This window comes from Leptospira broomii serovar Hurstbridge str. 5399 (genome assembly GCF_000243715.2).
GTDB classification, from domain to species: Bacteria; Spirochaetota; Leptospiria; order Leptospirales; family Leptospiraceae; genus Leptospira_B; species Leptospira_B broomii.
The window spans coordinates 1572334-1585189 of record NZ_AHMO02000008.1 but is presented as its reverse complement, the minus strand read 5'-3'; the positions used below and the strand labels follow the sequence as shown (position 1 = coordinate 1585189).

General features: G+C 43.2%; 11 protein-coding genes. 6 read left to right on the top strand and 5 right to left on the bottom strand.

Annotation, left to right across the window (positions count from 1 at the left end; genetic code table 11):
* Positions 1-26: 26 nt before the first annotated feature.
* The 4 genes from LEP1GSC050_RS12995 to LEP1GSC050_RS12980 all read right to left on the bottom strand — a co-directional run bounded on the left by LEP1GSC050_RS12995 (position 27) and on the right by LEP1GSC050_RS12980 (position 4016).
* Positions 27-872: a DUF455 family protein gene (locus tag LEP1GSC050_RS12995; RefSeq protein ID WP_010571641.1), complete on the bottom strand. Its 846-nt coding sequence runs from the start codon at positions 870-872 to the stop codon at positions 27-29.
* Positions 869-1456: an ATP-binding protein gene (locus LEP1GSC050_RS12990; RefSeq protein ID WP_051184874.1), complete on the bottom strand. Its 588-nt coding sequence runs from the start codon at positions 1454-1456 to the stop codon at positions 869-871. The genes LEP1GSC050_RS12995 and LEP1GSC050_RS12990 overlap by 4 nt, the downstream gene beginning before the upstream one ends.
* A gap of 63 nt (positions 1457-1519) precedes the next feature.
* Positions 1520-3082, bottom strand: coding sequence for a glutamate--tRNA ligase (gene gltX, locus LEP1GSC050_RS12985; protein ID WP_010571639.1), 1563 nt, complete (start codon positions 3080-3082; stop codon positions 1520-1522).
* A complete protein-coding gene (locus tag LEP1GSC050_RS12980; RefSeq protein WP_010571638.1) occupies positions 3069-4016 on the bottom strand; it encodes an LIC_13346 family putative lipoprotein in 948 nt (315 codons plus the stop codon). The genes gltX and LEP1GSC050_RS12980 overlap by 14 nt, the downstream gene beginning before the upstream one ends.
* Before the next feature lie 225 nt (positions 4017-4241).
* On the opposite strand from LEP1GSC050_RS12980, the gene LEP1GSC050_RS12970 reads away from it, so the two are divergent.
* Both LEP1GSC050_RS12970 and LEP1GSC050_RS12965 read left to right on the top strand, forming a co-directional pair.
* Positions 4242-5627, top strand: a complete 1386-nt coding sequence (locus tag LEP1GSC050_RS12970) for a DNA gyrase subunit A (protein ID WP_010571637.1) — start codon at positions 4242-4244, stop codon at positions 5625-5627.
* Entirely contained in the window at positions 5624-7768 is a 2145-nt protein-coding gene (locus tag LEP1GSC050_RS12965) for a toprim domain-containing protein (protein WP_010571636.1), read from the top strand. The genes LEP1GSC050_RS12970 and LEP1GSC050_RS12965 overlap by 4 nt, the downstream gene beginning before the upstream one ends.
* 118 nt (positions 7769-7886) lie before the next feature.
* Here LEP1GSC050_RS12965 and LEP1GSC050_RS12960 read toward each other — a convergent pair whose 3' ends face one another.
* Entirely contained in the window at positions 7887-9233 is a 1347-nt protein-coding gene (locus tag LEP1GSC050_RS12960; RefSeq protein WP_010571635.1) for a flavin monoamine oxidase family protein, read from the bottom strand.
* 609 nt (positions 9234-9842) lie between these two features.
* On the opposite strand from LEP1GSC050_RS12960, the gene LEP1GSC050_RS12950 reads away from it, so the two are divergent.
* The 4 genes from LEP1GSC050_RS12950 (at position 9843) to LEP1GSC050_RS12935 (ending at position 12844) form a co-directional block, all read left to right on the top strand.
* Positions 9843-10400: an LIC13354 family exoprotein gene (locus LEP1GSC050_RS12950; protein ID WP_010571633.1), complete on the top strand. Its 558-nt coding sequence runs from the start codon at positions 9843-9845 to the stop codon at positions 10398-10400.
* 48 nt (positions 10401-10448) lie between these two features.
* A complete protein-coding gene (locus LEP1GSC050_RS12945; RefSeq protein ID WP_010571632.1) occupies positions 10449-11318 on the top strand; it encodes an LIC_13355 family lipoprotein in 870 nt (289 codons plus the stop codon).
* Positions 11319-11399: 81 nt separating this feature from the next.
* The gene (locus LEP1GSC050_RS12940) at positions 11400-12212 is read left to right on the top strand and encodes an adenosylcobinamide-GDP ribazoletransferase (protein WP_010571631.1); all 813 of its coding nucleotides are present in this window, start codon (positions 11400-11402) and stop codon (positions 12210-12212) included.
* A complete protein-coding gene (locus LEP1GSC050_RS12935) occupies positions 12197-12844 on the top strand; it encodes a histidine phosphatase family protein (protein ID WP_010571630.1) in 648 nt (215 codons plus the stop codon). Before LEP1GSC050_RS12940 ends, LEP1GSC050_RS12935 begins: the two co-directional genes overlap by 16 nt.
* Positions 12845-12856 lie beyond the last annotated feature (12 nt).

The following is a 12856-nucleotide window of genomic DNA, read 5'->3' as shown; positions in this document are numbered from 1 at the left end:
AAACTACGTCTATCGATTTCCAGGTCTTAAATCGAGGTCCCGATACCGAGTACGTCTCGAAGAATTCTAGCGTTCGTAGTTCCTTCATACTCGTCCTCGTATTTTCCGAGCTCCGCCGCAAACTCGGACGATAGCCCTGCCTTCAATCGAAGCTCCGGAAAATAGAAGGTTCCTTTTGCACGACGAGGAGTGAACGGGTGCGAGATCAATTTTCGATACTTTTCCCACTGATCGATACCTTTAGCACCGTCGGAAAAGACGACTTTTACACCTCTTTTTACGTGACGAATTTCATCCTGATGAACCCGGTCCATGATCGAAGCCTTTTCAAAGTCCTCAAACTTCTCGAACGCTTTTTTATAGATAAGAGAAAAATCCAAATTCGCACTTTCGAACGAAAGAGCCATCACGGCATAAAATTTCTCTAATGTTTGCATATTAGGAGTTTGTTTCCAGAATATGTAATTCAAGGGCCTATCGCCGAAATCCATTCCCCATGCGCGAATCGTCTTTAAATACAATCGAAGATGCATCTGCTCTTCCATCAAAGTTTTATAAAAACTCTTACGAACGGATGAAGGGACGTCTTGAAACTTTAAAATGGCCCAGGCAAACAACTCGACTGCCATCAATTCATGGTTGGCAAAATGATGAAGAGAGAGAATTCTGTTCTCTTCGACATTCAAATGCTCGAGTCTCGGAATTTTGGATTTGCGATCGGAGAATTCTATTTTGCTCGAACGAGCAGGACGATCCGGTGGAATACAAGTTTCGGAAGGAACATCGATTGGAAACGAATCGGGAGAATAAAGCTTATCTTCCAACTTCCCGGATCTTAGTATAAAATCGGCAAATTCGTTTAACGTACTCACGCTGAATGTTTTTTTGCATCGAAGGCAAGCTCGATGATGGAACCTCGAATATTGGATTCCGCCGGATCGGAGGAAATCCGCCCTTCTTTGCAATGATAGAGAACCTTTACTGAATCCATTAATGATTGCATGATTTGCAATCCCTTACCGAGATTTCTGTGCTGTACGGGTTTCCCTCTAAAAGGTAGGATCTCGCATTTGTTCTCTTGGTAATTCTGTACTTTACTTAAAAATTCCTTTAAGGTGGAGGCTTTTGCTTCGTGAGAAACTGATTCGAGTTTATCCTGTTTTAGGCCCGATCCGTAATCGACGATCCAAAGAGTAAATTTGGAATCTCGTAATACCCATCTGCAGATGATCGTCTCGTTCGAACTACAATTTACATTAGCCGAAATAGAGTTAGTTAAAGCCTCATCCGCTGCCAATTCTATCTGCTGAATATCCTTAGACAAAAATTTATTTTCTTCCAAGGATTTACGAAGGACCGTCCGGAAGTCGCGGATGCTCGACAAATCCGGAGGAAGGAACATTACGTAGGAACCGGAATGTTGCCTTACCAGGAGTGAGTCGACTGTGTCCCTCATTTGAATCGGATGTCCCTATATTAGAGATACAGGTTAAAAGGGGTGTTTTGCAACAAAAAACCTTCAACCCAGAGAAATTCCGGCTTCGTTGCCGGTTTTCTCTATTCGTTTGAGTAGCTTTTCCTTACCTAAGAGAGGAAATAGGATAGGCAACTCAAGTCCATGGGCTTTACCCGTAGTAGCTACTCGAATCGGCATAAAAAGCGTTTTACCTTTCTGCCCCGTCTCTTCACCTGTTCTCGCCATTAGCGCCTTATATTCTTCGTCGGTTTGCGGTAGATCCACCTGGAGTAGCTGATAAAATTTTCTTATCACCGCGGCGGCACTTTCATGCTTTAAGATTTCGAACGCCTCGTCCCCTTTTATCTTTAAGTCGGAAAGATAGAATTCGGCGATATAATCAGGCGCTTGACGCAAATTATCCAAATAGACTCGGATGCTATCCACAATGGAGCCTAACTCCGGGTTTTTCGGATCCCTATGCTCTTTCGGAATATCATCCCTGCCTTCTAAAAACGGCACGAGAGCCTCCGTAATTTGGGCAATAGGTAGTTCGCGTATATATTTGTTTGATAACCAATTTAATTTGGATTTGGGATTCATCGCCTCGGCAATCTGCTCCAAATTGGAGAAGTTCGTAACAACTTCCTCTTCCCCTCCTTTCGGTTTTTTGAATACATCAAACGTGGAGGGGGATTTGGAACAACGATGAACGTCGAAGATCCGTTTCGTAGTATCTCCCGGAAGATATTCTTGCCCGTCGGGAGAAGTCCAACCAAGCAAGGCCATATAATTCGAAAAAGTTTCAGGTAGATATCCTAGGTCGCGAAAAGCGAGAATGGAAGTAGCACCGGCCCGTTTGGAAAGTTTTTTACCGTCCATTCCCACGATCTCGGATGCATGTGCAAACTCGGGTACCGGAAATCCTAAGGCTTCATAAATCAAAATTTGTCTAGGTGTATTGGAAAGGTGACCGACTCCTCGAATTACATGCGAGATTTTCATAAGTCCGTCGTCAACTACGACGGCATAGTTGTAAGATGGGAATCCATCCGATTTAACGATTATAAAATCACCGATCAGTTTCGTTTCAAATTTGACCTTACCTTGAATGATATCTTCGAAGATCAGAGTTTTAGAAGGCGTCTTGAATCGAACCGAATAGGGAGTTCCAGCCTTCAGCTTTTCCTGAACTTCCTGTTCGCTCATATTAGCGTGCAAGCCGTCATAAACGTACGGAATCCCCATCGCTTCGGCTTGCTTCTTCTTCGCTTCCAACTCTTCTTGAGTACAGAAACATCGGTATGCTTTACCTTCAGAGATCAATTTTTCGGTATATTCTTTATAAATGGAAAGCCGTTCAGATTGGACGTAGGGTCCGTAAGGTCCGCCTATTCCCGGTCCTTCGTCCCATTCAATGCCAAGCCATTTTAGCGATTCCAAAATCGTCTTAAACGATTCCTCAGTGGAACGGTTCTGGTCGGTATCCTCGATTCTAAGTAGGAATTTACCGCCTTGGGACTTCGCATAAAGAAAATTGAAAAGCGCAGTTCTAGCTCCACCGACGTGGAGGAAGCCTGTGGGAGACGGGGCGAAACGTGTACGAACTTCTCTATTGTCTGACATTGTTTTGATCTGAGAGGATGATGATTGGATAGTTCCTCAAATCGGCCCGAGTGGTAAACGGAATATTGGAAGAAGCGTCGTAAAAAAGAAAACTAGCAAAAGGCGATCCTTTCGAGTTTCTCTGTTTTAATAGGATCTGAGAGGATACCAAATCTTCCGGCAATAGCCCCCATGCCCAGATCGCGCCCTTCTCCCTTTTAAATATCCAAATCGGTAGCGCACCGGTACTTATCGGAAGCGCAATGAACCCGACTTGGCGATAATCGTAGTCCGCGTACGGAAATGATTTACCCGAAGGAAGAATCAGATCCGTGGTCAGTAGAGATCCGCGAGTACGAAGATTCTGCCAGACAATTTCGGAACCGCTCCCTAAATTTCTAGATTCTTTGGAAAGCCAAGCCTCATCCGAACGTAGATCGAAAACCATCGACCAATCTTCCACAGGAAACCGTTTGGAAAGAATACCCAATGAGGATTGAGGAAACGAATCACCCTCCCAATCCCAAGCCTCCGTCATCTTTGGAACGAAAGAAATTTTTTTCGGATTTGTCGATTCGCCTTCCTCTAATTTAGAAACACCGGAGAGAATTGCCGCTTTGAAACTAAATCTCGGAAATATAATAGCTTTCGGTAAAGAATTTTGAAATTCTTCTTTCGTTTCCCAAAGATCGACTTCCCCCTTCCAAACTCTTTCTTTGGAGGGCTCGGTATTGACCACGATATAGCGCAAATTGCTCGGTTGATTTTGATATGCTTCCGAAGTTTTAGGGACCTGCGATAAATTCCAATAGACCCTAGTCGTCCGAGAATCGTCGACGAGAGGATGATCTCCGCTAATCCATTCGGGCAATAAAGAGCAAGAACCGAAGACCAGATTTAGAAAAAGGAATGAGGAACCGAAAACGATTCGGATGGGAAAAATTCTAAGATTCAAAGATATTCCAGCCGGAAAAAGGGGATTTCATGAAAAAGTCCTGCTTTCCATCGTTTCTTCAAGGAAAAACTGGGAAATTTTCTTTCCCTCCTACCGTTTCTGCACGAGAAAGGAAGAAAGTCCAAAATCAAGCTGTTTTAAGTGTATTTTGGGACTTTGATTTCCCCGTATTTACTAAAAGGTTGACAGTAAAACTGTCCTAAAATCCCTTGGCATAAAAGTCCTATGAAAGATTCCAATAAATCCAGCAAAGATAACTTTCCGAAAATACCCTTTGAGGATCAAGTTAACGACGACCAGAGGAAATATTCTCGTTATGTTTGCGATTCTAGGGCTATCCCTCATGAAATCGACGGACTAAAACCGGTTCAAAGACGAATTCTTTGGGCAATGTGGAACTCGGACGCGCGAAATCGTTTTACAAAAACGGTTAAAGTTGCGGGTCTCGCGATGGGGTATCATCCGCACGGGGATCGTTCCATTCAAGACGCTCTTTCTCAAATGGCCCAGGATTTTACCTTTGCCAATAATTTCCCGTTAGTCGCCGGCGAGGGAACCTTCGGAGACGTATTGGATCCGAGCGCGATTGCTTCTCCACGATATACCGAGGTCAAACTTTCGGACTTCGTAAAAGATTTAGGTTTTTTTGAAAGTCTCCCCGACATCGATTACGTAAAAAACTACGATGAAACGGAAGACGAACCCATACATTTTGTCGGGAAGGTTCCCGTCGTGCTTCTGAATAATATTCAAGGAATCGCAACGGGATTCCGTTGCTTTATTCCCGGTCATAAACTCTCGCACGTAATCAATTCCCAGATAAACTATCTCAAGACAAAGAAACCGATCCCTTTAAAGCCTTGGTATAAGGATTATAAGGGCGAAGTTAAAATGGCCAAGACGGAGGCCGGCAATACTACGATATCCACGACCTTCAACTTCACTTGGGAAGGAGACACTCTTTACCTAACAGATTCTCCGATGAATTGGAATAGGGAAAAAGTAATCAACCTTCTGGATGATATTCTGGAGAAAAAAGATACATGGCTAAAGGATTACGTAGATTACTCCAGTCAAAAATTTAGAATAGAGTTGATTTATAAGAAAGGGGAGAAACCGACTCAGAAGCAGATATTCGAAGTTTTTTCCAAAGAAGATACTCAAACTCTTGCAAATAACGTAATTACGTTCGATGGCCGATTGAAAAATTTCGGCCCCGAAGAAATTATAAAACGTTTCTGTGATTTTCGTAAGACTCATCTTATCCGCAGGTTTAAACGACTCGCAGGTTTGGAAGAGGAAAAGATCGAAAGAAACTCGGAATTGATTCGCTTCATCAAAGAAAAATGGAACGAAAAAGTCATCGGCATAAAATCGAAAAAAGATTTCGAAGACAAACTTCAAAAAGCTAAATTCAAATATTACGAGTGGTTGGCGTCGATTCCCGTCTATAGGATGACGATCGACGAAGTTCGCAAATGCGAGGAAGCAATCGTCGAAGCCAAAACCGCCCTTTCTCGATACCAAAGTTTGGTAAAAGAGGACAAGAAACTGACCGAATTCATGATCGGCGAATTAACCGAACTCAAGGACAAATGGGATAAGGAATGAGTAGCGCCAAAACCAAAACCGAAAAAAAGCCCGCCGCAAACCAGGAAAGAAATTTTAAGAAACTCTCTAACGTAGAACACGTAAGAATGAGGACCGGAATGTGGCTTGGCCAGAACTCCGTCTCCACTTTTGAACAGCATTTTTTTCGTAAAGGTAACGACGGTCAGTACGAAGTCGTTCATGAAGAATTGGAAGATGTTCCCGCCAAACTGAAATGTCTGGACGAAGCGTGCATGAACGCCGTCGACGAATACCGTAAAAACCAAAAGGATAAATCAATACCGGAAAAGGACAAAATGTCCAAGCTGATCATACAGTTATCTTCCGATAAAAAAACGGTCAATGTAATGGATAACGGGCGGGGAATTCCTGCTAAAAACGCCGAAGGTGTTTTTCTTCACTTGATGTACGGGGAAAATTTCGACGATCACGTAAAGCAGGACCATGTTGCCGGCCAAAACGGCGTCGGCATTTCCCTCGTCCGAATGGTTTCCTCTTATTTCAAAGTAAAGACAGTCAATGGCGGTGTTTCCTTTAAGAAACTATTTACGTTACACGAGGATGCAAAAAAGCAAATTCGCTCCTACAAACTTTCTAAAGAGGACACCGAACGCGCATTTTTATATTTCGATGAGCACGGTAAATTCGACGACTGTCCCTTGCTTACGAAAGATCAGATCGAGAAGCTTATTCCGATATGTAAGAAAACGAATATGATCGAATCCGTGGATAAAGCGACAAAAGAAGAACATGGAACCTCAGTCGAATTCGAATTGAATCCTAAATACTTCAACAGTCTCGATATATCCTTTAATGTGGATCTGATGAAACAGTATCTACAGGACATCGCCATGACCAATCCGGGTCTGGAAGTTCAGTTTGTGCATAAAGGTAAGAAGGATAAATTTAAGTTCAAAAAGGGACTCGACGAAATTTTTTCACATTCCGCTTTAACTTACTATAAAATGGATTATCAAGCGCCTGCCGCCGGATCGCAGCTTCACCTGGAGGCTTACCTGGTCATCGGACAAAATAAAAATCTCACTTGGGTAAATTCCATTTTCGCTCCGCAAGGCGGATCGGCGATCGAATATCTTGAAAATCGAATTTGCGACGAAATCCGAAAAAAAAGCCAGATTGTTTCCTTAGAGAAAAAGTTAAAAACCAGCTGTACGCGTAACGACGTTCGCAATTGTTTTCATATGTATGTGAACATGCGGTTGTTGAATCCGCGTTTTAAATCTCAGGATAAATCTTATCTAATCAACGATTTGAATGAGGATATTCGAAATGCGGTTGATAAACATTTGGATAAGTTCATTAAAAAAACGGCATTATTGGAAGAAGTTAAACTCCAAATGGAAAAGAGAACTCAGCTAAAAGCTTTTGAAGACGCTCAACGCGGTTTAAAGAAAGCCAGTAAGATGAATATTCCTAAGCTGATGCCTCCGACCGGAAAACCGGGAGATCCGGGAAGAGTTCTTTTCGTAGCGGAAGGTGATTCCGCAATAGCCGGCCTACGTCCGGCGAGGAACCCCAAGCTGCATGGTTTATTCCCTCTTCGCGGAAAACCGATGAACTGCAAAGGTGTTTCCTTGGCAAAAGCGATCGCAAACGAAGAGTTAAAGAATATCGTAGCGATCCTCGGGTTACCCTTGAACGAAAAAGTAAAATCCATAGACCAGCTCAATTACGAAAAAATAAGTATCATCACGGATGCGGATTTCGACGGATATGCGATTCGTTCCTTGATGCTTTCTTTCTTTTATGAATATTGGCCGGAACTTTTCGAACTGGGATTAATACATATTTCTAGTGCGCCTTTGTACGAAGTAGACGTGAAGATGGGCGATTCAAAAAAGGCAGAGACCGTTTTCTGCATCGACGATAAAGATTACGATGATTTGATTAAACGGGTTCAAAAATCCGGCGGCCAAATCGTTCGAAAAAAACGAAACAAGGGTCTCGGAGAAACAGGTAAAGAAGCCATGAAATTTGCCGTCGAAGAATGCATGACCAAGATCGTGATCGGGAATAAAAAGGAAGCCTCCAAAATTCAAAATCTTTGGTTCCATAAGGATTTTGCCGAGCAACGTCGGGACGCGATTTCCGAATATGCGATGAGCGTTATTGAAGACTAAAATTCAGTTCTGAAATTCCCCGCGAATTAAGCGGGGAATTCTCGATCGTTTGATAGAGCCAAACGAATCGATAGCCTAACCGATACGAATTCCGAATGTCGGTAGTATTCCACCTTTCCTAAACTAAATTTACCGCTTTAATAGCGGAGGATAACGCGGCTTCGACCGTTCCAGTAATTTCTCCGGTATGCTCCCCTGCAAAAAAAATTCGTTCAAACGGTTTACGTAGACTAATTTCCGAACCGAAACTTCCAGGCGGAAATGTCGCTATCCCGGAGGGCACGTATTCTTTTCCTAGTTCGGAAAAATAGAAACGTTGAATCTGTAAGTCTTTCTTTAATCCCAAGCGCCCCAGAGCCAATCGAACATATTCGATTTTCTGGTCCTGAGAGGCCGATTCGAAAACCGAATATCGATCGCCATTCGCTATCATTCCAAGTACTTTATCGGGAGAGTTCGGTTTGGTCCCGGCATCGTACAAGAATTGGGCGGCACTATCGGAATGCACCGAAAACGGCGAGGATTCCCACGGAGACTCCCGTAATATTAAAAATAACTTATATATTTGGGAATATCGGACACGAAGTGCCGATAGTAATTTTTCCTTATCGAGGTCTGGATTCCATTTTACGGAGGAGACTTGATTTGCAGGAAGAGTGCATACGCAAGTATTTCCCATAAATTTCCTACCCGAACCTGTAGTAGCCGAAACTCCAAACTCGCCTTGATCGACGGCAAGAACCGGATCGGAAAATACGAATTCCGTATTTTCTATATTTAACACGAGTGTTTTTGCAATGTTCTCCATGCCGCCTTCCACTCGAGTGTTGCGTACCGGAAACTGAGCGAGGTCCGTAAGAACTTTCTGGGCGGATAATACCCGGATCGAATCTCCGTAATGCAATGATAACTTATACCCAAGCAGAGTTAAGTCCTCCGGAGACATGCCTTGATATAGCAAATAGTTATAAAAGCTGATCCGATCCAATCCTTGTTGTTGGGCCGTATTCATCTTTGAATTTAACCCGATTAATTTATTTAGGATTTCTTGCGATTTGGTGGAAATTTCCCAAGTACCGAATTTCTTATATGTTCCTTGGAATAAATCAGGTTGCAAGACTGCCGGTGAAAATTTGAGACCTAATTCTCGAACCAAACTTTTTACGGTCTTATCTTCGGACGAGATCCATTCCGCACCTAAATCTACTATGTTACCGGATGAGTCCGCAATCGATCGAACTCTTCCGGCGACCCTGTCGGTCGCTTCTAGTAATGTGACCTTATAACCTGTCTTTCCCAGGAGGTAAGCAGAGTATAATCCGGCAAGGCCGCCTCCTAATACGATGACTTTTTTACTACTGTTAGGAGATGCCGACTGGGCCCTTAATACGTTCTTACCCATGCTGAACAGTGTCGCTGCTGTCAAAGCGCCGGCTTTTAGAAAGGAGGATCGAGAAAACTTCATATCGATTGGCCTCTATTATTTTGAACGCGGCAAAAAGAAAGAACCGCTATATTTAGTTTCGGCTAGTTAGATCGGTTCTTATCGATTTTATTGCTTATACGGTATTGATTTTACTTTAGTCAATTTATTTCATTTAGATCGATTGCCATTGGATTTTTTAACGCTAATTCATTTTTAATCTTTAGAAATAATCTTAACGTTTGCTTAAAATAGCGTTACGTAAGCTCGGGAACATAAGTCGGATTTTTTTTCCTTGCAAAGGCGGGTAGCAAATCATCCTCTGGTAATACGCTTTCAGGGAGGAAGTCGGGTTAAAATCCCGTGCTGACCCGCAACTGTGATGTCCGTTTTTATAAACGGAACGAGCCAGATCTTCCCCGCGATACCACACCTCGAGGTTGGGTAGTATCCATAAATCTCGCCTTTGCACGCCCGTGCTTCCGCGAAGGGGCCCCGAAAGCTGATAGATCGGGGCTCCCGAACGGCAAAGAAAGCAAAAGATTTCACTTCAAAATTATCGAATTGTTTTTCCTTTCTTCGGACGATTGCAATGCGGCGTTCCGCAAATCGTTAGTCCGCCCCGCCAACGAATTTTAACGAGGAATATAAATGAAAATTACAAGCATTACGATAAAAGCGGCGATTATACTGATTACATTGTCCGGTTGTTTTTTTGATGAGAAGAAAAACAACGATAACGATACTACTTTGACCTCCCTGCTGTATGTCGCAAATATCACGCCCACTCCTTCAGGAACCTGGTTTTTTTATAATGCGACTCCAACTTACGCGGGGCAAACAAATCCGTATCCGCTAGATGCAGGTACGATTAAGGAAGGAACTTATATAATTAACTCTTCGCAAGTTATCGTAACGTATAACGGATTTTCCGCATCTAAAATGAACGTAAAACTTGTAGATAATAGCCGGTCCGTCGTTTTCGGACAAGTAACCGCCGATGCACAATTCGGTGCGAACCAATATCTTTACTATATGTGGACTTTCTCAGGCGGTTATTATTATGTTTGCCCAGATTTGAATTCATATAAGAACACATTGCAAGACGTAGTAACCGATTTTAACAATCTGACGACCACTCAGGTTGATCGTACAAATTTAGTCAGCGGTTGTTTCGGCGCAGTCTGGAGTCGACTGCAAGTCAATTAAAAGACTCGTTTCAATGCCGTTCCAATTTTATAAGGGGAGGAGGTTCGTGTGAAGAATTCATTTTTTGTTTATTTTCTCAATTTGAGCCTGATTATTCTTCTGCTTGGCTGTAATAACAAAGGAAGTTCAAACGGAGATTCTGCATCAGCCTTTGCCATCCTTCAGTTGCTAAACGGAACGGGAACTTATAGCGCTTGTCGAAATTATAGCCCTGCAGAATCGAATAGCGTGTTTGTCGCGAATCAAGTAATCCTTGCACCCGCTCATACCGGCAACGGCTTTCGAGACTCATATTGCGCCGCAAATGGGATTCGCGGAATCGATAAGTTTAACGGTTCTCTCGACGTATTTACGCTCGATACGTCCGGCCCAGGCGCTACGCTGATTCTAGGTTGGTCGGGTAAGAAGGTGCTACCGGTATCGGGGATCGACTTTATCGTATATGAAAATCCGTTTTTCATAGGAGCGCAAAATAATACGAATCCGTTTAACCAGGTTTTTTTAGAACCGATAGTAGTCGAAGTCGGAAATGATCAGTCGAATTGGTGCGGCTGGAATCCGGCTTACACTAACGGCAATCCGAATTCTTTTTCGGAAGATCCTTCCGTTTGGTCCCGATTCGGAGGAATTACTCCTTTCGTTTATAATCAAGAAACAAATCCGATGACGGTAGCTAGCATATATAACACCGACGTAGTTCATGGCGGTGGAGGTGGAGACGGATTCGATCTCGCAGACGTGAATTTCGGAACTTCCGGGAGCGGCTGCTCGGGCTCTTTGAAAACTGATCTGCAAACGAACGGTTTCACTTATATTAAATTGATCTCTGCCATAGTATCGATGTCGAGTTTACCTATTCCAATAGGAAACGGGAGCCCAGACATAGACGGTGTGATCGCGAAAAGTGTAAGTCCGTAAGACGGAATATTTCTTCGAACGAAATTCGAAAATCTTCGTGCGGACTTTCAATCGATCTTTAGTTTCGGTTGAGGGCATATTATGTTTCGATTCCTTCGACAAGAGCTTATTATTTTTTTATCATCCGTTCGCTTTAATACTAGAATTATAGTTCCTTCTTGGGTAGAACATTCCGACGAACTACTAGCGTCTTCCACTCGTTATTTTCCCCTCGTCGGTTGGATTGTCTCGGCAATCACGACTATCGTTTTCTACGGAAGTTCCTTCCTTTTCCCCGTAAGTGTCTCGGTCGTACTAGCCGTTTCCGCCTCCGTTTTATCTACGGGAGCTTTTCATGAGGACGGTTTCACGGATATGTGCGACGGTTTCGGCGGCGGATGGGACAAAGAACGAATATTAGAAATAATGAAAGATAGCAGAATCGGTGTGTTTGGCACGATCGGTATTCTACTAATGCTTTTTCTCAAAGTCGCTTGCTATATTGCCTTAGCCGAATCTTCCTTGCTGCTTCTCTTTTTTGCAATATGGATCTCGCATTCTTCCAGCAGATTTTCCGCAAACGTAATGGCAAAGCTCCTACCCTATGCAAGAGAAGATCAGCTTTCTAAAGCCAAGCCCATCGTAAAATCGATGAAGTTATCGGATGTGCTTTTCTCCTGGATATGGGTTTTAGGTCCAATCGTATTTTTTTTATATTATCCCGGAGAATTTTCAAATCGTATAGCGATGATTCTTTTGCTATCCTTTTCATTGCAAGCTTTAGGAGTTTTTTATCTGCGAGGCTTCTACAAAAAATGGTTAGGCGGATATACGGGAGATTGTTTAGGAGCAGTACAACAAGTAACCGAAATTCTATTTCTATTGGGACTTATTGCAACATGGAAATATTATTAATTCGTCATACGACTCCAGAGGTGGAACCTGGTACATGTTATGGCTGGACGGACTTGGGTCTCCCGATTACATTCGAGGAAGAAGCATCCAGGTTATTAAAAATCCTTCCTCCGCAGGCAAATTCCATACGTACAAGTCCACTATTCAGATGTTTTAGTCTAGCCGAGTTTTTAAGTAAACGTTGGGAAGAGACAGGCAATTCACCGGCTTGGAAAGTCGACTCTCGAATCCGTGAATTGAATTTCGGTTCATGGGAGGGGCGACTGTGGGAGGAAATTCCGAGAAGCGAAACCGATCATTGGATGGAAAACTATGTTCACCGATCGCCCCCAGGGGGAGAATCGTATGTTGAACTCAGAGACCGAGTGACTCATGCTTGGAGTGACGCGTTGACGGACGGTAAGACTTGGGAAAAACTTAGAAAGGAAGAAGGCGATCCAAGCGAGTACAGGGAAGTGTGGATCAGCCACGGTGGAGTTATCCGATGCATTGCCTCTCAAGTTCTGGGATTCCCTTTAGAAAACGCTTTCCGATTGGTTTTAGATTACGGAGCTCTCTCCGTAGTGCGAGTCCGTTTCGGAGAGGAGGATTCTTATCCGCAATTTATTTCTTGGAACCGGAAGGCTTTCTAAATCGTTTTTTGA